Below are 19714 nucleotides of genomic sequence, written 5' to 3' on the forward strand. Positions count from 1 at the left end.
AAACGGTTAAGTTCGGTTATTACAGCTCGCTGTAGGGTAGCTACGCGTACCTTTTTATTGATTTTATTACGATTTTTTAATGGTACGCACAGCGTACCCTACTCAAAAAAACCGAAAAACTTGACCGTTCAGAGTATATATCTCGGGTGAGGGCGGACCGTGAATGCTTACGCCGCCGTGACCATAAAATCAGCCCAAGCACCAACGCAAACATGAACCAGGCCGATGGCTCCGGGCTTTTTTTCTCATCGAACGCCAGCGCGTCGCGGTTTGCCAGGGACTCAGCCTCTTTGCGTTCGAGGATTTTTGATTGGGCGGTGTTTTCCACTACGATAAAAGCGGCGCTAGGGATTAACGTGTCTTGGGCACGGGCGGTTTCGAGCAACGATGCACGTTGCTGTTCCATCTGTGCTGGATCCAACGTGGTCTCGCGCCATTGCCGCCACAGTTCGGCGCGCTTTTCCGATTCCAAGCCAGGATTGGAAACGTCCCGCTCAGGCATAGGCAGGAAAGCTTGCCCGTCGAAATATTCTAGCCGCTCGTTGCCTGGCAGGATAGCCAGTGTCGCCCGCCTACCGAGTAGAGCCACATGTGCGACACGTTTAAACACATGCAGCGGGATCAATTGCGGCGACAAGATTTCCATCTGTTCGCCGGTTAAGGATAGCGGGCAAGCCTGCCGCTTTGATCCAAGTACCAAGCGTCAACGTCAGGTGAAACGAACATTAGGAATTGAAACGGTAGCGCAGCTAATTCTTGCCGGTCCAGATGGTTAGTAGAAATCAGAACAAACACCGGTACTCGCTGGAAATTGCCTTGCGCCACAGACTCGGCATGAGCCAGAATTTTCTTACGAATCACCCTACTTGACTACGCATTATTCAAATTACTCGCGTGCAAGCCGCATTCTTTTTTTGTTTCATCTTCCCACCACCAGCGACCGGCGCGCTCATGTTGATTAGGTAATACCGGCTTAGTGCAAGGCTCGCAGCCAATGCTGATGTAACCATGTTCATGCAATTCATTGTAGGGGACTTTGTAGGCATTGATATAATCCCATACTTGCTCTGAGCGCCAATTCAGTAACGGATTAAACTTAATTAATCGATGGTTTTCCGTGGAAAAATGTCGCGTCTAATTGCACTTCGGGTATATGGTTTCGAGTATCGACGCTTTGGTCTTTACGTTGTCCAGTAATCCAGGCATCTAATTGTCCCAGCTTTCGCGCTAGCGGTTGTACTTTGCGCAGCTGACAACATTCATGATGCCCATCTTGGTAAAAGCTGAATAAGCCTTTTGCGCTAACAAAAGCCTCAAGCTCACGATAATCAGGGGTTAGAATATCTATGTTAATTTGATAATGATTACGGACTTTTTTCGATAAAACGATAGGTTTCAGGATGTAAAACGTCCGGTATCCAAGCAAAAGACTCGAATGTCTTTTTTCATGGTTAATGCCATGTCGATTAGTACAACATCTTCAGCACCGCTAAAGGAAATGGCAATATTGTCGAATAGCGCCAAGGCTTTTTTTAGAATAATACGCGGGCTTTTTTGCTGTAGCTCGGTTTGCAAAGCTTCAATGTCAAATTCGTTCATAGTGAGTGACAAGTTTGGGAAAAATAACGGCGCAAGAATTCATCAAACGGCTGTTGCGCTTGATTTTCTAAGGCGCGTTGTTTGGCTAGCGATTGCTCGGCTAATTCATTGAATTCCGTTTGATGTTCAGGAGCTAACGCAGTGTGTTTAAATGTTTCGCCATATTGCTTAGAAACAGATTCCGCATACTCGGCAAAACTTTGGCCTGTTTGTGTCATGTTGGCTAGAAGATTTGCGGAAGGCGTTAGGTCTGGATTTTCTACGCGTTTAATTTGCTTGTGTAAGGCTTGGCTATACGGTTGTTCAGGATTATTGGCGTCTAAACACTGGGCTAATGGCTGTAAGTTAGTAAGAATGGCAAAAGCCCAGTCTTGTAGCGGAATAGCGTGTTGAGCTTGTTGTAGCAGCAAACCCGGTTTACGGCCTTCATGAGCCACTTTAAGTTGGTTGGCATTCAGAATAACATGCTCATCATCGCTAAACGGCGGGCTTTCAGACAGTAAGCAACTTAATAACAAAATTTCAATAAAATACGCCGTCTCTGCGCTTATACCTATCGGGTTGCTAATATCTAAATCCAACGAGCGAATCTCAATATAGCGCACGCCTCGCCGTCTTAAGGCTACGGTTGGACGCTCACAGGATTCAGCAATTTGCTTAGGTCTAATGATGTTATAAAACTCGTTTTCAATTTGTAAGATATTCGCGTTTAATTGTTTGTAAAACGCCGTTGTCAACAATACCTATTGCTTCATAGTCAGGAAAAGGCGTGGAAATCGCTTTACATAAACTATCCACATACCCTAATAACGAGTTGTAATTTATCTTTAAATTCGCTTGGTTCTTACTCTTATAACCAATATCACTCATGCGCAACGAGGTGGCATAAGGATGGTAAAGCGTGTCGTTATCGAAGGCTTGGAATTGGTTGAGCAATTCGGGTCGGTCTTTGAAAAAAACTTTTACATAAGGCGGGAGACGCGCCGAATAAATACAATATCAGCCAACCAATGCGTTGAAAATTTCTGACTAAGCCAAAATAGGTGCTCGCAGTAAAGTCTGCTAAAGTTAATGGGCTGCTGGTCAGTTTTTGCAGCTCTGGCCATAATGCTTCAGGCACGGAGTAATTGAAGTGAATGCCTGCTATCACTTGCATGGTTTTGCCATAACGGTGTGCTAAGCCGTGACGGTAAATATGTTTCATGCGGCCAATATTTGAATTACCGTATTCGGCGATACGGATACTGTCATCACCGTCTATGCCGCAAGGCATACTCGATGCCAATAAAAATTCATCGTTTAAATGCTGATAAACAAATTGATGAATCTTTGCAAGATACGCCAAACTTGTCGTGGTCTCGGCAAACGGTGGCGTAATAAGTTCGATTAACGCTTCAGAATAATCCGTAGTAATAAAGGGATGGGTAAGCGCAGAGCCTAATCCGATGGGATGTTGGGTTTGCGCGATAAGCCCTTGTTGATTTAAGCGTAGACTTTCTTTTTCTATGCCTTTTAACCCGCCGCATAAAAGTGATTGCAAGCCTTGTTCGCTAAGCTTGGCTAAAATGGTATTAAGCTGAGTCATGGCCTGGGTGGAGCCTTGTTGTAGTTGTAAAATTATAAGTAAATGCGCAACGATAGAATCCGAACGCTGGTATTCGGTTGTTATTTATCTGCCGGTGCTGTTAATTCAAGCAGATGCCTTTTAGCAGGGTCAGATGTTGTAGGTGCGTTTGCTGAACCTGGATTAGACGTTGATGATGTCGGTTCAACCGAGTCGTAATCGTCGTCTAAGTCATCTGTGATTTTACCGTCGTGAACCAGTGATTCGCGCTTTTGCTGATAAGTATTTTTCAGGAATTCATAGCGCTCTGAATCTGAAGTCGCTTCATTGAATATTTTTTCCGTTGTCGTTAAATCTGCGCGCCTATCGACAATATCAATCGCTGTAGCACCCGCCGATGCGGCATTAGCAGCTGTACCGCCAAACATAGAGACATAGGTTAATGGATGTAAAAAAGCATCACCGACTATTCCAACCGCATCGCGCGGTGAACTAGGTCCGAAAAAGGGCAGCACTAAATAAGGCCCGGATGGTACGCCCCAATAGCCTAAGGTTTGACCAAAGTCTTCTTGATGTTTCGGTAAACTCATGTGTTGTGCAACATCGACAAAACCTGCAACACCTAGCGTAGAATTAACAACTAAACGACTTGCATCCATGCCGCCTTGACTGAATTTTTGCTTGCAGAAAATCATTAATAGTGACACCTATGTCATTCATATTACTAAAAAAATTGCTAATACCCGTGTCTATAGCATCATTAGTAAGCCATCGATAACCTTTAGCAATCGGTTTTGTAATATTTCGGTCCACTCTATCGTTAAAATGTTGCGTGTTTTGATTTAAACTTTGCCAAGGATCATTGGCTGGGCCGGATGCGCAACCGCTTAACAGTGCTGTTGCCAGTAATAAACCCGTTGTTGAAAGTGTCGAAATGGTCACTGTTGTTGTCATACTCAAGTCCTGTTAAGCCTAAAGCGCCCAGTTAAAATCAAAGGATGCTAATTTTAGCACTATCCTTGGGCTAATTTCGCAGTATTATTCTCTGTTAAAACAAAAAAGGAGATTTTATGGTTACCAATTTAAGACGGGACAAGTCATTAAGAACGCATAACGCCAGGGATGGCGTGTAGTAGGGCAACGCAGGAGCAGTTGCCGAGGACTCCGTAAATACGTCCCTGTAGGCTTGGCGGCAGCATCCCTGCTACCTACACCTGAAGCCACAAGGATGTGGTGAATTCAGAAAAACGCCGGGAGCAATCTTCTGTCGTTCTAAACACCCTGTCCCGTCATAAGTGTGTAGCCAGATTTTATTCTGTGGTCTTGCCTGACTTTTCCACATTACCTGTGGATAACTTTGTGGATAATGTTTGGATAACGCTACTAAGATATGGATATTGTTATGAATTTGTTAACTTGACTAATTTTTGGTCATCGATAACTTTATTTTAAATCAATAGGTTATGAATAGTTGCCGGGATAATTGCCCGGTCTTATGTCATATTGTTTTACTCGATAAACGCTATCAATCATTGTGCATAAATCTTGACATCGCTAAATTCAGGTGGATAACACCTTAATGCATGTAGAGTGCTTTTTTAATTAACGGATAAACGGACTATGATAATTTTTATATTGACGGGTTTAGCATTAGGCTTTTACGAACAACATCCTTTTGCCGTTACAGATACCGTGAGATTAAGCATTGCTTATACGGGTATAGCGCTGTCACTGCTATGTATAGCCTGGCGTTATTGGGCTAAAGCAGGTCATCATTGGGCACAGGATTTATTTTTTGCTTTTGCGCTTATCATCTGGTACGCCTTTTGGCGCCCGTTTCATCCACACGATGCGCCTATGTTTTTCTTTTTTCCATTGTATTTTGTTTTTGTTACCGTATTTACCGAGTTTATTGTTAATACAAAGCCTGGGCCACTGGATGTATTAACATTAAGACAATTACAAAAAATCATGGCGAACTGGTGGTTACAGTCGTGGTTTGTCATGGCGTGCGTGTTAGGCAGCGTATTTTTAATGCAGCAGTATTTGCTTTACCCGGTGTTAGTGACGTTGGCAATGGTGCATAGAATACTGACGACACATTATGCCCGCTAACCTCGGTGATAACGCGTTTTGCTGGCTTTTTGTCGGCTTACCACTTTGGATTTTGTGATCTTGGATGGCTTAGCCCGACTAACAAGGTGTTTGGAGCGTGTTTTACTCTGAGCGGGCCTGTGATAACTGTGATGTTTAGTTGAAGCAACAGCGGCTTGCTGTGCATTGGTTGCGCCTTTGCCGCAGCCTAACTGATAAGGTGCTGAGCCGACAAACTTGCCAGGGATAGTGGTAATATTCTTTGTACTATATTGAGTAAACAGATTTTGAAAGCCTCTGTTCATCATGTCCGTCATTAATTGGTAACGCTGACTGCTGCTCATGCCTCCAAGTACCACACCGATTAAACGTCTACCATTTTGCTGCGCTGATGACATAAGGTTATAGCCGGAACCACAGGTAAAGCCGGTTTTCATGCCTTCTGCACCTGGAAACGTTGCAGTGAATTTATTGATACCGGTTAACTCTCGCCCTTTGAAATAAAAGCTATGTGCAGCAAAATAAGAATAAAAATTGGGAAAGTCACGCCGTATTCGCCAAGCTAATAAGCCTAAATCCCGTGCAGTAGTCACTTGCCATTGATGAGGCAAACCAGTGGCATTCATAAAGTGAGAATCATACATACCTAATGTATGCGCTTTAGCAGTCATGCGGGCCGCAAAGTTTTCTTCGTTACCGCCAATATGTTCTGCTAACACAACCGTCGCATCATTAGCCGAACGCGTGATAATTGCTAAGATAGCCTCTTCCACCGTAATAGATTCACCTGTTCTTAACCCTAACTTGCTAGTGGGCTGTTTAGCAGCATGATGTGATACCGGCATACGATCTTGTAAGCCAATTTGACCTTGGCTTAACGCAGTAAATGCCATATATAAGGTCATCACTTTCGTTAACGATGCTGGATACCAAGAGTGATTCGCATCTTCTTCATGGATGATTAATCCCGATTCCGCATCGATTAAAATTTCAGCATGACCGGCATAGCTTACGCCAGCGCTGAACAGAATCACAAGAGTAGTGAAAGCGAGTGCAATATGTTTTATTAATTTAACCATGTCAAATCTGGGAACGTCGAAAACTTAAAGAATTTATAATACAGAAAATCTCTGTATTATTTTTTGGAGCCGGTAGATGATGGTGCATTTTAACATCCGTTTTTACCGAGTAATATTAAATTCGGTATTTTTGCCTGGAGCGCGATAGAGAATACGGCGCTTTTTTCCTAATTGATTTTCCTAGCAAACATAAGCTGTGAACGTTCAAAGTTTTCGGTTTTTTTGAGTAGGCTGCGCTGTGCGTACCATTAAAAAAATCGTAATAAATCAATAAAAAGGTACGCGTAGCGTACCCTACAGTGAGCCGTAAAAGCCAAATTTAACTTTTAAAACACGCCGTTATGCCCGAATTACCCGAAGTTGAAACCACTTGCCGAGGCATTGCGCCGTATGTGCAAGGTCAAACCATAAAAGCATTGATTGTACGTCAACCCAGACTGAGATGGCCGGTGCCGGCAAATTTAGCCGAAATCATCACCGGCCAGCGCATTCATCAAGTGTCGCGGCGTGCCAAATATTTACTGATGACGGTTGATACCGGCACGATTGTTATGCACTTAGGTATGTCAGGAAGTTTGCGTGTGCTAACTTCTGCACCAGATGCCGGTGCACATGACCATGTGGATTTTATTTTTGGCGATAATTCGGTGCTGCGATTGAATGACCCTAGACGGTTTGGCGCAGTACTGTGGACTGATGCTCAAGTTTCCGAGCACGCGCTATTAAAAGATTTAGGCCCAGAGCCTTTATCCGACAGCTTCAGTGGGAAATTGTTGTATGATTTGTCGCGTAAGCGTAAAACACCGGTAAAAACCTTTATTATGGATAGCCACGTTGTCGTCGGCGTCGGTAATATTTATGCCAACGAGGCGTTGTTTTCAGCGGGTATTTTGCCAACCCGTCTTATCGGCGAACTTTCTTTAACCGAATACCAAGCACTAGCGGAAGCGATTCGCGTCATCTTGCTTAATGCCATTAAGCAAGGCGGTACTACGCTACGCAATTTCGTTAATGAAGCTGGGAAGCCGGGTTATTTTAAACAAGAATTGCAAGTCTATGGTCGAGCGGGCTTGGCCTGTGTGCATTGTGGCGTGGCTCTTGTCGAAATTCGCTTATCCAATCGCAGCACCGTTTTTTGTCCTCATTGTCAACATTAACCGTTAACTCGTTATGCTAGGTTTATTAGATAAACAACACTCTATCGCGCACTCTGATTATAACCGCTGGCAGGTTCCACCTGCGGCTTTGATGATTCATTTATGCATAGGCATGGCTTATGGCTTCTCAGTTTTTTGGCTGCCGCTATCAAAAGCGTTAGGCATTAAGGAAAGTATCGCGTGTCCAGTAGGCACTAGTTTTGTTCAGGAATTGGTTATCACGCACTGCGATTGGAAAATTGCCACATTAGGTTGGGTATACACGTTATTTTTCGTATTTTTAGGCTCATCAGCGGCGTTATGGGGTGGTTGGTTAGAAGATGCAGGCCCTAGAAAAGCTGGGGTTGTAAGCACCTTATGCTGGTGTGGTGGCATGTTAATCTCAGCGCTAGGTGTTTATTTGCACCAGTTTTGGTTGATGTTATTAGGCTCAGGCGTAATTGGCGGTATTGGTTTAGGTCTAGGTTATATCTCGCCAGTATCAACATTAATCAAATGGTTTCCTGACAGACGCGGCATGGCGACGGGCATGGCGATTATGGGATTTGGCGGCGGTGCCATGATAGGCTCACCTTTAGCTACCCTATTGATGAAGCAATTTGCTAGCGCGGATGATGTCGGTGTTGTGCCCACATTTATTGTTATGGCACTGATTTATTTTGTATTTATGCTGACCGGAGCGCTAAGCTATCGCGTACCGCCAGAAGGCTGGCAGCCGAAAAACTGGGTTAAACCAGAAGCACATCAAAGCAAACGCATGGTCACGCATCGTAATGTGCATGTCAAAGATGTTTTTAAAATCAAACAATTTTGGTTGCTTTGGGGGGTACTATGCATGAACGTCAGCGCCGGCATAGGCGTGTTAGGCATGTCATCGCCTATGTTACAAGAAGTGTTTGGCGGCCAATTAATAGGTATAAACAAAACCTATGTTCAATTAGATAAAACGGAACTGGCCGCGATTGCGATTATTGCTGCGGGGTTTACGGCTTTACTGAGTTTATTTAACATTGGCGGGCGTTTTCTTTGGGCGAGTTTTTCCGACAAGCTGGGCAGAAAGCTGACGTTTGCGCTCTTTTTTGTCTTGGGTTGTTTATTGTTTATCAGCGTGCCAGGCAGTGCATTAGCGGGCAATAAACTGCTGTTTGTCGGCGCGTTATGCATTATTTTAAGCATGTACGGCGGTGGCTTTGCGACTGTGCCAGCGTATTTAGCCGACTTATTTGGTACGCAAATGGTCGGTGCGATTCATGGCCGTTTGCTAACCGCCTGGGCAACGGCAGGCATTTTAGGGCCTGTTATCGTCAATTATATGCGTGAATATCAACTGGGTTTGGGGTTGCCACGCGAACAAGTCTATAACCAAACCATGTTGGTTTTAGCCGGAATGTTGGTGATAGGCTTTATATTAAACTTACTAATTAAGCCAGTTGATGAAAAATGGTTTATGGATGAAGATGATGCAGAACAAGAAACATCTGCGACTAGCTCTAAGCCTGTTTTTACAGAGACGACAACTCTGCAATCAGGTCATTTAATAAAGCTGGTATTGGCGTGGGGAATGGTACTTATTCCACTGGGTTTTGGGATTTATAACACCGTGTTAAGCGTCAGTAAGTTCTTTGCTAACTAGGCGTCAGCGCTCCCAAACCGCGTTTGGGAGCTTAACCCAAAGCGCTTACAGCTTTTCTTTAATACGTGCGGCTTTACCGGTTAAGTCGCGCAAATAATACAATTTAGCACGGCGTACATCACCACGACGTTTAACAATAATTTCACTAATCATAGGGCTATGTGTTTGAAAAACACGCTCTACGCCAGTACCGTGAGAGATTTTTCTAACAGTAAACGCAGAATTTAACCCGCGATTACGTTTTGCGATAACAAACGCCTTCAAAAGCCTGGATTCTTTCTCTATCGCCTTCTTTTACTTTTACGTTAACAACAACAGTATCACCTGAGTTAAATTCAGGGATTTCCTTAAGCTGTTGCGCTTCAATTTGCTCAATAATGTTACTCATTGTTTACCTCTTAAGTTCAGATTCCAATATAAATTCGTTTAGCAAATGCTGTTCTTCTTGTGTTAATGCGCGTGTTGCTAATAAATCAGGACGTTTTTAACCACGTATTGCCTAAAGCTTGCTTAGTGCGCCAACGCTGAATGTCTGCATGATTACCGCTTAATAACACAGCCGGTACGGTCAATCCATTAAAACACTCAGGCCTTGTGTAATGCGGAAAATCCAATAAACCATGCGCATGAGAGTCTTGCTTTGCCGAGTCTGCATCGCCTAAAACGCCTGGCAATAGCCGGGTAATCGCGTCAATTACCGTTAATGCCGCTAATTCGCCACCACTTAACACATAATCGCCTACCGACCATTCTTCATCGCAATCTAAGTCAATAAAGCGCTGATCGACGCCTTCATAACGCCCTGCGATAAGAATTAACTGCTCATAACAACATGCATCAGCCAGCAACGCTTGCTTAATCGGTCGTCCTTGCGGGCTTAAAAAAACCACACGACGCGATTGGGCTGAATACTGTTTAGCGTCGCTAACGGCTTGGTGCAACGGCATACATTTCATTACCATACCAGGCCCGCCGCCATAAGACTTATCGTCTACGGTTTTATGCTTATCGGTCGCATAATCTCTTGGATTCCAAGTGACCAAACTGACGATATTTTTTTCTATAGCCTTACCGGTCACGCCATAATGGGCAGCCCCTAACACCATCTCGGGGAATAACGTGACCACATCAAAGCGCATAGCTAAAAATCAGGGTCCCAATCGACAACGATAAAACCACCTGCGACATCTACAGAGACAATAACTTGCGGTTGCAAAAACGGAATAGCTCGCTCTTTATCGCCTTGCACGATTAACACATCATTAGCGCCGGTTTGCATAATAAAATCGACTACGCCTAACGCTACGCCGGTGACGGTTTGTACATTTAGCCCGACTAACTCAGACCAATAATATTCGCCAGTCGCTGCCTTAGGTAATTGCTCGGACGTGATAAAAATATCAAACCCTATTAACGCAAAGGCTTGATCTCTATCATTAACGTCGCGCAATTTAGCAACAATAGCTTTACCCTGCACCGCGCCGTCGATTAATTCAAAGGTCTTACATTCATGACCTTTTTGTAATAACCACGGCGAATAATTTAAGATGTTTTCTTTAACCTCGGTATAAGAAAAAACTTTTACCCAGCCTTTAATACCGAAAACACCTGAAATGTGTCCTAATTTGATTAGTTTTTGCTCAAGCACGCCTAGGCAGCAGCTTTTAACGCGTCTTTAATCAATTTTGCTACGCGGTCAGAAGGCTGTGCGCCATTAGAACGCCAATAATCGATACGTTCATTGTCTAAACGTAAACGTTCTTCTTTACCGCGCGCAAGCGGGTTAAAAAAACCTACGCGTTCGATGTAACGGCCATCGCGAGCGTTACGGCTATCAGTGACTACAACATGATAAAAGGGGCGATTCTTTGCGCCGCCTCTTGAAAGACGGATGGATACCATGAATTTTCCTCAAAAATTAAAGCGGTTTTAATCCACCTATTCTACGCGAATTTATTGATTTGTGAAGGGTTAATTGCAGGCATTTTGTTTAACAAGGATTTCATTATTGTTTATAAGCGACTATTTGCTTTAACTTCGTCCAGCTTTATGATTAAGTACTCAAAAACTAAGCACAAGGCTAATGCTATGAAAAAATGTCCTTCTTGCGGTTACGAGAACCCCAATAATGATATACGCTGCCCTGAATGCGGCAGTTTTTATTCAAAAATTATCGAAGCGATTGAAGAAATTGTCTCGGATGAAGAAAAACACAGCTTACGCGGACGTTATCAACGTATTATCAACGCGGCTAATAAAAAAGCAGCATTCAACGAAGAATGGCAGGCAGTTAAAGCGGGGATAGATAAACAAGGCTGGTTTGTCATTTTTGTGATATTTGTTTTTGTGTTTTGGCTGATTGCTATTGTGTTGTGAGCATAGGGCAGCACGAATACCTAGAGAATACCCACTAGCAAAGCAAGCCTTGCATTCCAAAAATGCAGCCAACTCGTCGTGACTAGCGCTAATGCAGAATGCCACTGAGTTCGTAGCCGTATACCTGCCTCTCTACATACGGCGCAATGCCTGTTGGTTATTGCTCACTACTGGCTGGACTTCAAACTCCAATAACAACCTTTGTCAATATTTTGTTATCATCAACAAAAAACTAAGGAGCTACGACAATGAACATTTCTTTAACCCCACATCTCGAAAGCTTGGTGAAAACCAAAGTGGAAAGCGGCCTGTATAATTCGGCCAGCGAAGTCATGCGCGAAGCGTTGCGACTGCTGGAAGCACACGACCAGTTGGACGCACTACGGCGCGAATCCTTACGACGGGACATTCAGGAAGGGATCGACAGCGGCGAGAGTGTGCCACTAGATATGGAAGCCATCAAGGCGCGGGGCCGGATACGGCTGGCCGCGCAACAACCCACAGCCTAAGAGATGCCGCGCCTGATCATACGCCCTGCCGCCGAACAGGATTTAGATGAGGTTTGGTGGTACATCGCCCAAGACAATCCCATCAACGCCGACCGCTTTTTTCATCGTTCCCACGCTCTGCGTGGGAATGCTTTGCAACCGCTCTGGCGGTGCGAAATGGGACGCTGAGCGTCCTAGCTACGCTCCCACGCAGAGCGTGGGAGCGATTAAGCGATTAATTTTAATCACACTTACGGCTGGCTAAACTGGACTTAGCTCGCGGACAAACGCTTGCAAAGCATCCGCGCTCATTGGCTTAGCAAAATAATAGCCTTGGCCGAAGTCGCAGTTTGCTGCCACTAACAAAGCTAGTTGCTGCTCTGTCTCAATACCTTCAGCAATCACGGTCATGCCGAGCTTATGTGCCATAACAATAATCGCTTCACACAGCACCTGTTCCGAGGAATTATCGCTTAAACGGCTAACAAATGATTGGTCAATTTTGAGAAAGCTAATACCACATTGCTGCAAATACGGTAATGATGAATAGCCCGTACCAAAATCATCAATGGCCACCTGAATACCGGCATTACGGTAGGCCAGCAACCGCTCTCTAACCTCGCTACTGGTATCCATTAGCAAGTCTTCGGTGACTTCTACCATTAAACAATCGCCAGCCATGCCACATTCGGTCAAATGCAATAACCAATCCTGACCTTTGTGCCGCTTACCATTAATCTGCGCTGGCGATTTATTAACGCTAATACAAAAGTCTTTAGCAAGCGTTTGTTGCCAAAGCTGAATCTGTTCAACGACAGTGCCAAATACCCAGTCGCCAATCTCAACGATTAAGCCAACCTCTTCGGCAATAGGGATAAATTCATTTGGCTCGACTATGCCACGCTCTGGGTGCAGCCAGCGAATTAATGCCTCTGCTTTGCGCACAGTGCCATTTCGCAAATCGACAATAGGCTGGTAATGCACTTGAAATTGGTTTTTACTTAATGCCAAGTATAAATCGTTAGCCAACTGTAGCCGGTTTTGTGCCGATAACTCCATGTCGTAGGTAAAAAAGCGATAGCAATTACGCCCCTGCTGTTTAGCGAAATACATGGCTTGATCTGCATTTTTTACTAACTGCTCGACTGTCGAAGCATCGCTAGGATAAAAACTTATACCAATACTGACCGATATATAAGCAAACTCACCCTCTAATGCAAAAGGTTTAGCCAGATTATGTAAAATGCACTCAGCGACGCGGTTAACATCATGCTCGTTATCGAGGCTAGACAAAATCACCGTGAACTCGTCGCCGCCTAGACGCGCCACAGTGTCTGCTTCACGCACACAACTACTAATTCTACTTGCCGCGTCGCGTAATAATCGATCCCCCATACCATGACCTAAGGTATCGTTAACCTCTTTAAAGTGATCAAGGTCCAGCAATATGACCGCAAGCGAACTATGCTCGCGTCGGGCTTTTTTTTATCTCTTGACCCAAGCGCTCATGAAACATGCGCCGATTCGCTAAATTAGTTAATGGGTCAAAATTGGCTTGACGCCAAATTGCTTGCTCAATTTGTTTACGCTCGGTAATTTCGGAGAACATCGCCACTCGACGCTCAACTTCACCTTGGCTGCCGTAAATGGTATTAATCACTAACCATTCATGATAAATCTCACCACTTTTACGCCGATTCCAAATCTCACCTTGCCAATGACCGGTTTGTGCCAACGCATGCCAAAGCCCTTGGTAAAAATCCGGTCCATGTTTGCCAGATTTCAACAAATTAGTCGTTTGCCCAATCGCCTCTTCTTGACTATAACCGGTTAACCGGGTGAAGGCTTCATTAACAGCAACAATGATATTGCGCGCATCCGCAACCATCACAGCTTCGCCAATAGCTTGATAGACCATAGCCATTAAATGCATTTCGTGATTTAAACGATTTCGCTCAGTAATATCTTGCACCGAGGTAATAACCCAAAATTGATTATCAATCTCTATCGGCGTGAGACTGATTTCAACTGGAAACTCGCTACCATCAGCGCGCATAGCAAATAGCGAACGTTCAGCCGACATTGGTCTGGCTCGATTTTCTGAGACAAAGCCTTTTCGTAACGCTGCGTGTTTGGCTCGTGCTGGCAATGGCACCAATTGCTCGACATTTAATCCCGGCAATGTTTCAGGCGCATAACCAAATATTTTTTCCGCTAGTGTATTCGCTAATCGGATTACCCCATTCTCTGCAACCAGCAACATCGCTTCAGAAGAGCCATGAACAATTTTAGTAATTTCAAGCCAATGGATATTTTTGCGTTCTGTAATATCGGTTTGCGTGCCAATCATGCGCAACGCTTTACCTTCTGCGCTACGAGCGACAACTAAACCATTAGTCAAAATCCAGCGCCATTCTTTACCGTGCATTAATACCCGATGTTCGTTGCTAAACCGCTCACTCTCACCTCGGATGTGCGCCTGCATTTCCGCCAATAACCGCTTAAGATCATCAGGGTGTACGGTATTTTCCCAATCTCTGTAATCATTTTGCCGCTCGACATCACCAAATCCGAGTATCTCCATGCAGCGCGGCGATAAATGCACTTTTGCCAGTCTCTAAATCCCAATCCCAAACACCGTCACCCCCGCTTTCTAACGCAAATTTCCAGCGTTGCTCGCTAACACTGAGTAATGCTTGTGCGGCTGTACGCTGTTCAATTTCATCGGATAATTGTTGGTTTAGCCGTATTAGCTCATCGGGGTTAGGCAACTTTAATAAGTTCGGCAATTGCGGCCATAGATACACCACGGTTGTGACTGAAATCATCGCCGTCAACAATTTTATTAACGCATCGATGAAATAATAAGGCCGCCAAATCGTTAGTAAACCCGACAAATGTGTCATCCCGCAGGCTAAGATAAACGCCGCAAATAACCACATAATTGGCGTTAATTCAGAACGAGGACGCCGACGCAAAAAATAGATTAAGCCACTAGAAATAGCGAAATAAGAGAAAAAAATTAAACCATCACTTAACACATAAGTCGATAGCAGTTCCGGGGTCCAGTTAATACAAAAGCCATGAGGTATAAAACTGTTACCTAAACTATTAGCAGAAAAATTTTCAAACATTACCAACTCAATTAATACAACAAATCAAAGCGATGAACCGATATTGTCGCCTTAAATCCCTATAATTACCAAGGACTTATTGTTAATTCAATTGGACGTTTAGCCCCTGCTCTTTAACGTATTTATTAAATAAAATATGGCATTTAAATAAATAAGACAGATTACAACACTTATTAGTAACACTTACAAAGAGCTGCTCATGCTTGCCAAAACCGACGTATTGGATGCGCAAAAAAAACCGCCGTTTTGTACGGCGGTATCTTTGAGCGACATGACTCTAATGCAGCGTTTGCAGTCAGGCTATCATATAACCTAGACCTCTCAAGGTTACGATATTGACATCATAAGGACTTAACCGTTTACGAAGCCGATGAACACTCACTTCAATGGTGTTATCGCTAATCTCATCATCACTAAATAAACGTTGAGCTATTTTGTCTTTACTTATGACTTTCCCGCGATTCAATATAAAAAATTCAAGTAACGCGTATTCTTTTGGAAATAATATCAAGGTGCAACCGTCAACAGACACGCGATGTTCACGAGTATCGAGCGTTAATCTGCCACACACGATATCTTTGCTGAAATTACCGTAGCTGCGGCGAATTAAGGCATAAATACGATTTTCCAACTCATTAAGATCGAAAGGCTTGACCATGTAATCATCTGCACCTTTTTTAAGACACGCAACCTTATCACTAAGCGCATCCTTAGCGGTGAGAATCAACACGGGAACTGGATTCTTTCGTAACCTCAATTTTGACAGAAACTGATAACCATCCATATCCGGCAACCCCAAATCCAAAATTACCAAATCGAAATCCTTGGCAAACATGAGCGCTTCCGCATAATGGCCAGTAGTTGCCGGGGTTACATCAAAGCCTGACTTACTCAGCGAATAATGTAAACCATCAACAAGCACAGGGTCATCTTCGATTAACAGGATGTTCATAGACCTCTTTAAATTAGGTTTCTAAATGTAATACTTACAACAATCATATACCCACCCAATTTGAGAACCTTAGTTTGTATCCAGGCCGTCATATCATCAGGGATTAGCGAAATCCAGAACACAGAAATGTGCTTGACGAATACCGTCCATGAGTCTGGATTCGGGCAACCCCTTCCGAAATGAGCGTTTATTACCCTCTTTTAATAAATTCAACGCCATTTCCGGGGTAATAGCTGCTTGCATGTCTTTGGTTAGTGTTTTCATTGCGTTCCTATTGCTGGTTTAAATCCGATAGGAAGTTTAGCTTAATATTCATATTCTCAAATCGCGTTAGTTCATTCAAAAATCGTTATCACCTTCCCCTAACTCGCTTTCGCCTCTCCACTGCGCAAAAACTGCCCAGATAATAACGTCTGCCATAACGACAAATGCGTACCGTAATGTTTGATTACCAATACTGGAATGGCAGCATGGGACATGACCGCAGACGTCATGCTACCCAATAAAATACAAGCGGCTTTGCTGTGACCACGGGTGTTGATAACGATAAGATCGGCTTGATAATTTTCAGCCTCTCTTAAAATTTCCTGAGCCACTTGAATGCTCTCTGTAAACAGCGGTTTAATCAAAACACCATGACTATCAACGCTAGCCATAATCTGTGCAAACCGAGAGGCCTCTTCACCCCGTTTAATCCGTTCGTGCTCCTCATAACGAATGACCGACTCATCGGCATAGATATGAAGTGCTAAAACCTCAGGCACACCATATTGAGCGGCAATGGCTGCCGCCTGCGTTAAACTGTCGGCGGATGCCTGCGAAAAATCAATAGGGGCAATAATGCGCTGAATTTGGCTAGGAGAATTTTCTGGCACCATCCAAACTGAACAACCACAAAGCATCGCAAGGCGTTGTGCCAGAGAATGATGAGCGTTGGCATGATCACGGTGACCTAATAAAACCAGGTCAATCTTATTTTTGAGTACATAGCCGACCAAAGCATCGAGTCGACTCTGCGCTTTTACAGCTTGGTAAGTAGCATCGACTAATGCATCACCCGCTTGCTTTGTCCACTTTGCCATACGCTTATCAAACTCAACCCCTGCGTGTAAGTGGTTGTGTGTTTGTGTCGTTTCAACAAAAACAAAGTGCGGATGGCTAATAATACCGGATTTAGCCAGTTGTGCTGCGTAACTCAACAAATAACCATCGTGCTCATCCAATGCCAAAGGTATCAATACCCGGTTAAACTGACCTGACGTAGACACTTTATCGGATTGCTTAAGCGTTATGCTGCTGGCCGAACTTACAGACTGACTATCTTCATACGGTTTATCAAAAAAAGCGCCGCGCCACAAAGAAAATTATTAAAGCGGACAACACACCCGTAAGAAAATCGGTTGCCGGCACCATCACTGCCGTAAAAACCATTAACACAGCATGAAAGCGGTTGTGGTTAATCACTTCCTTGATTTCAGACACCTTAATCATATTAGAAGCTACCCACAACAAAATACCGCCGATACAAGCCATAGGCACCATTTCCAGATAGTGGGCAATGTAATACGCCAATGACAGTTTAAAAAATGCTTTGAAATAACCGGCTAAAGGCGTAACCGCGCCAGCTTTTATACTGGTTGCTGTTCGCGCTAAGGCTCCCGTACAAGGAAAACCGTTTAACATCGGGGTAAAAACTTGCACTAAACCTTGTCCCCAAAATTCCTTATCAGGATTAAATGGCGTACCCCGATTATTGGCCATGCGATCAGCCATTGACGAGCACAACACGCTTTCGACGGCAGAAACGAAGACGATGCCGAAGACAAAATAAACAACATCAAGCACAACACCCGATGTCATTACAGGCAGTACCGGCGGGGTAAACACAAAGAAATTATTAGGAATCGAGCCGTAAATGTCTTTTACCAAAATGACGTGTTTATCATTCCATACCGTAGCGGCCAACACCGTACTCAGCGCGATTGACAACAATGGTGCCGGGATAAAAATAGAAATTCGCAATAACAGCTTGGTCACAAGAAACGTACCGAGTCCCAGCACAACCGACCATCCGTTGATTTTATCGAAATTACCCAACGCGACTGCCAAATTATGTAATATCCCGCCTTTGATTTCTTCATCTTCACCCAGTAAATCCTGATAGCTTTCAATACCTAAAATCGATTCAAAATTACTTAAAGCAATAGCCACCGCTATGCCGACAGTAAAACCAACAATAATGGAATTGGGTACCCATTTAGCATATTTACCCAAGCCGAACACCCCCATTAACATCAAGATAATGCCTGCGATAATGGACACAAACACTAAAAAACCGTGTGCTTCAGCTAACGTTCCACCACTGGCTTCGCCGTATTTGGCAATCAAACCACCAATAATGGGAATAAACGCCGCTGTCGGCCCATAGACTTGGTATTTTGAACCGCCCCAAGTACGACCGATAACACAGGCTAAAGCACCGGCAATAATCCCTTGCTCAGGTCTCAGGCCCATCGCCATGGCAAACCCCATTGCCATAGGAATCGCCGTCAATGCTACGATTAGACCGGCGCTCATATCGCGATAAGTTGTTTTTATCCAGGTTTCCTTCTTTAAATCCTCAAACCGACTATCAAGTAAGGTATTAAACAAAATTAAACGCTGCCATATTTGAGAGAACGTATGTTGCCGCGAGAGATTTTTTGGCTTAGTGCCATAGGATGCTGATTTTTCTAGGGTGCTCATAAAGTTACCTGTAACCGTGTTAAGCCATGAGATAGGCAGGATGCGTAACAACAGTGACGGGTAATCGACTGCGGCGCACATAAGGGGTGGGATCGAAATTTCTGGTCGCACGAGTTAACTGAAAATACGGCTGCGGTATCACGGCCTCAGTAATCTGATTGCTACAATGAAGTTATTGAAGGCCACTAGATTAAGTCCGGTAAAAATTTCCCACCTAAATTCGACCTGAACTTGCGAGTATTTTTTGCGTAGCTTTCTGAAATCGGTATTAAATTGAGCGCTTTTAAGCGATTGAAATAGCTCGTCTTTATTCAAAAAAAAGCAACTCGACAATTGAATCGGTTAAGAAGAAACAGTGAGTCAATACTATTTCCGCCTCATCATCAGCCACAGACAATAACGCATGCTCTATCAAGTGCAGCGATGCTTCGGAAAAATCAATGGGTATGAAGATGGTTCGTTTCATGAGTAAGTCTCCCGCTTTATTTTTATGCGCAAGCTTAGCTATCAAAGCTTGCAAAAACCTTGCTTGAAGATTACTCGAAACTTTCAAATACCTTACATTGCAGATGACGAAAAGGCTTTATCCATCTTGGCAAAAATAGCGGAGACAATACGGACTCGTCGGCACTCGCCCAAGCAGAAGCGCCAGCGAAAAGAAGCTATAAAGCGAGCCTAAAGGTGTTACGCTTACCGGTGCATGAGGGAATAAATTGCTTAAGAATAAGAGCTACCAACTTAAAACGGGACAATACCAAGCCGGGACAGGTTGTTTAGAGTGGCAGAAAACTGCTCCCTGCGTTTTCTGCATTCGCCACGTCCTTGTGGCTTGAGGTGTCGGCAGCAGGGATGCTGCCGCCAAGCCTACAGGGATGTATTTACGGCGTTCTTCA

Annotated in this window: 23 protein-coding genes and 3 pseudogenes; 6 read left to right on the plus strand and 20 right to left on the minus strand. The window is 44.0% G+C overall.

Annotation, left to right across the window (positions count from 1 at the left end; all coding sequences use genetic code 11):
* Window positions 1-76: 76 nt before the first annotated feature.
* The 7 genes and pseudogenes from VZ94_RS09515 to VZ94_RS28655 form a co-directional block, all read right to left on the minus strand.
* A complete protein-coding gene (locus VZ94_RS09515; RefSeq protein WP_045779052.1) occupies window positions 77-646 on the minus strand; it encodes a PEP-CTERM sorting domain-containing protein in 570 nt (189 codons plus the stop codon).
* 224 nt (window positions 647-870) lie between these two features.
* Window positions 871-1599, minus strand: a pseudogene (locus VZ94_RS09525) (phosphoadenylyl-sulfate reductase).
* Window positions 1596-2339 (minus strand): hypothetical protein, encoded by a 744-nt coding sequence (locus VZ94_RS31920; protein WP_338040331.1) that lies wholly within the window; start codon window positions 2337-2339, stop codon window positions 1596-1598. The pseudogene VZ94_RS09525 and the gene VZ94_RS31920 overlap by 4 nt, the downstream one beginning before the upstream one ends.
* Window positions 2287-2535, minus strand: coding sequence for a hypothetical protein (locus VZ94_RS31925; RefSeq protein ID WP_338040332.1), 249 nt, complete (start codon window positions 2533-2535; stop codon window positions 2287-2289). Before VZ94_RS31925 ends, VZ94_RS31920 begins: the two co-directional genes overlap by 53 nt.
* Window positions 2507-3184 (minus strand): hypothetical protein, encoded by a 678-nt coding sequence (locus VZ94_RS31930; protein ID WP_338040333.1) that lies wholly within the window; start codon window positions 3182-3184, stop codon window positions 2507-2509. The genes VZ94_RS31925 and VZ94_RS31930 overlap by 29 nt, the downstream gene beginning before the upstream one ends.
* Before the next feature lie 80 nt (window positions 3185-3264).
* On the minus strand, window positions 3265-3858 hold the full coding sequence (locus tag VZ94_RS09535) for an MlaA family lipoprotein (protein WP_239649802.1): 594 nt from the start codon (window positions 3856-3858) through the stop codon (window positions 3265-3267).
* Window positions 3797-4117: an MlaA family lipoprotein gene (locus tag VZ94_RS28655; RefSeq protein ID WP_239649803.1), complete on the minus strand. Its 321-nt coding sequence runs from the start codon at window positions 4115-4117 to the stop codon at window positions 3797-3799. The genes VZ94_RS09535 and VZ94_RS28655 overlap by 62 nt, the downstream gene beginning before the upstream one ends.
* A 666-nt stretch (window positions 4118-4783) precedes the next feature.
* Between VZ94_RS28655 and VZ94_RS09540 the strand changes: the two genes are divergently transcribed.
* Window positions 4784-5278, plus strand: a complete 495-nt coding sequence (locus VZ94_RS09540) for a hypothetical protein (protein WP_045779054.1) — start codon at window positions 4784-4786, stop codon at window positions 5276-5278.
* Here VZ94_RS09540 and VZ94_RS09545 read toward each other — a convergent pair.
* Complete coding sequence (locus VZ94_RS09545; protein ID WP_045779055.1) at window positions 5275-6336, minus strand: D-alanyl-D-alanine carboxypeptidase family protein; 1062 nt, start codon at window positions 6334-6336, stop codon at window positions 5275-5277. The genes VZ94_RS09540 and VZ94_RS09545 overlap by 4 nt on opposite strands.
* Before the next feature lie 341 nt (window positions 6337-6677).
* Here VZ94_RS09545 and mutM point away from each other — a divergent pair, with 341 nt between their 5' ends.
* Complete coding sequence (gene mutM, locus VZ94_RS09550; protein ID WP_045779056.1) at window positions 6678-7493, plus strand: bifunctional DNA-formamidopyrimidine glycosylase/DNA-(apurinic or apyrimidinic site) lyase; 816 nt, start codon at window positions 6678-6680, stop codon at window positions 7491-7493.
* A 13-nt stretch (window positions 7494-7506) separates the two neighbouring features.
* Window positions 7507-9126 (plus strand): OFA family MFS transporter, encoded by a 1620-nt coding sequence (locus VZ94_RS09555; RefSeq protein ID WP_045779057.1) that lies wholly within the window; start codon window positions 7507-7509, stop codon window positions 9124-9126.
* A gap of 45 nt (window positions 9127-9171) precedes the next feature.
* On the opposite strand, the pseudogene rplS reads toward VZ94_RS09555, so the two are convergent.
* From rplS to rpsP, 4 genes and pseudogenes are all read right to left on the minus strand, one after another.
* A pseudogene (gene rplS / locus VZ94_RS09560) lies at window positions 9172-9514 on the minus strand (50S ribosomal protein L19).
* Window positions 9515-9517: 3 nt separating this feature from the next.
* Window positions 9518-10265 (minus strand): annotated as a pseudogene (gene trmD, locus VZ94_RS09565) (tRNA (guanosine(37)-N1)-methyltransferase TrmD).
* Between the two features lie 2 nt (window positions 10266-10267).
* On the minus strand, window positions 10268-10774 hold the full coding sequence (gene rimM, locus VZ94_RS09570) for a ribosome maturation factor RimM (RefSeq protein ID WP_045779058.1): 507 nt from the start codon (window positions 10772-10774) through the stop codon (window positions 10268-10270).
* 2 nt (window positions 10775-10776) lie between these two features.
* The gene (gene rpsP, locus VZ94_RS09575) at window positions 10777-11028 is read right to left on the minus strand and encodes a 30S ribosomal protein S16 (protein WP_045779059.1); all 252 of its coding nucleotides are present in this window, start codon (window positions 11026-11028) and stop codon (window positions 10777-10779) included.
* A 186-nt stretch (window positions 11029-11214) separates the two neighbouring features.
* Between rpsP and VZ94_RS09580 the strand changes: the two genes are divergently transcribed.
* The 3 genes from VZ94_RS09580 to VZ94_RS26410 all read left to right on the plus strand — a co-directional run bounded on the left by VZ94_RS09580 (window position 11215) and on the right by VZ94_RS26410 (window position 12179).
* Complete coding sequence (locus VZ94_RS09580; RefSeq protein ID WP_045779064.1) at window positions 11215-11502, plus strand: zinc-ribbon domain-containing protein; 288 nt, start codon at window positions 11215-11217, stop codon at window positions 11500-11502.
* Between the two features lie 248 nt (window positions 11503-11750).
* Entirely contained in the window at window positions 11751-12011 is a 261-nt protein-coding gene (locus VZ94_RS09585; protein ID WP_045779060.1) for a type II toxin-antitoxin system ParD family antitoxin, read from the plus strand.
* 3 nt (window positions 12012-12014) lie between these two features.
* On the plus strand, window positions 12015-12179 hold the full coding sequence (locus tag VZ94_RS26410) for a type II toxin-antitoxin system RelE/ParE family toxin (protein ID WP_192828619.1): 165 nt from the start codon (window positions 12015-12017) through the stop codon (window positions 12177-12179).
* A gap of 72 nt (window positions 12180-12251) precedes the next feature.
* Here the strand turns inward: VZ94_RS26410 and VZ94_RS09590 are convergent, their stop codons facing one another.
* From VZ94_RS09590 to VZ94_RS25900, 8 genes are all read right to left on the minus strand, one after another.
* Window positions 12252-13436 carry a putative bifunctional diguanylate cyclase/phosphodiesterase gene (locus tag VZ94_RS09590; RefSeq protein WP_052700394.1) on the minus strand — a complete coding sequence of 395 codons (1185 nt, stop codon included), beginning with the start codon at window positions 13434-13436 and terminating at the stop codon, window positions 12252-12254.
* A 16-nt stretch (window positions 13437-13452) separates the two neighbouring features.
* The gene (locus VZ94_RS22725) at window positions 13453-14574 is read right to left on the minus strand and encodes a PAS domain-containing protein (protein ID WP_052700395.1); all 1122 of its coding nucleotides are present in this window, start codon (window positions 14572-14574) and stop codon (window positions 13453-13455) included.
* On the minus strand, window positions 14552-15124 hold the full coding sequence (locus VZ94_RS09595) for a hypothetical protein (RefSeq protein ID WP_045779061.1): 573 nt from the start codon (window positions 15122-15124) through the stop codon (window positions 14552-14554). The genes VZ94_RS22725 and VZ94_RS09595 overlap by 23 nt, the downstream gene beginning before the upstream one ends.
* A gap of 295 nt (window positions 15125-15419) precedes the next feature.
* Window positions 15420-16076: a response regulator gene (locus VZ94_RS09600; RefSeq protein ID WP_045779062.1), complete on the minus strand. Its 657-nt coding sequence runs from the start codon at window positions 16074-16076 to the stop codon at window positions 15420-15422.
* Window positions 16077-16172: 96 nt separating this feature from the next.
* A complete protein-coding gene (locus VZ94_RS26950) occupies window positions 16173-16340 on the minus strand; it encodes a hypothetical protein (protein ID WP_204369097.1) in 168 nt (55 codons plus the stop codon).
* Between the two features lie 98 nt (window positions 16341-16438).
* Window positions 16439-17434: a universal stress protein gene (locus VZ94_RS28660; RefSeq protein WP_239649804.1), complete on the minus strand. Its 996-nt coding sequence runs from the start codon at window positions 17432-17434 to the stop codon at window positions 16439-16441.
* On the minus strand, window positions 17412-18821 hold the full coding sequence (locus VZ94_RS28665; protein WP_239649805.1) for a SulP family inorganic anion transporter: 1410 nt from the start codon (window positions 18819-18821) through the stop codon (window positions 17412-17414). The genes VZ94_RS28660 and VZ94_RS28665 overlap by 23 nt, the downstream gene beginning before the upstream one ends.
* Before the next feature lie 307 nt (window positions 18822-19128).
* On the minus strand, window positions 19129-19287 hold the full coding sequence (locus tag VZ94_RS25900; protein ID WP_157844895.1) for a hypothetical protein: 159 nt from the start codon (window positions 19285-19287) through the stop codon (window positions 19129-19131).
* Window positions 19288-19714: the final 427 nt, after the last annotated feature.

This window comes from Methylocucumis oryzae (assembly GCF_000963695.1).
GTDB lineage: Bacteria > Pseudomonadota > Gammaproteobacteria > Methylococcales > Methylomonadaceae > Methylovulum > Methylovulum oryzae.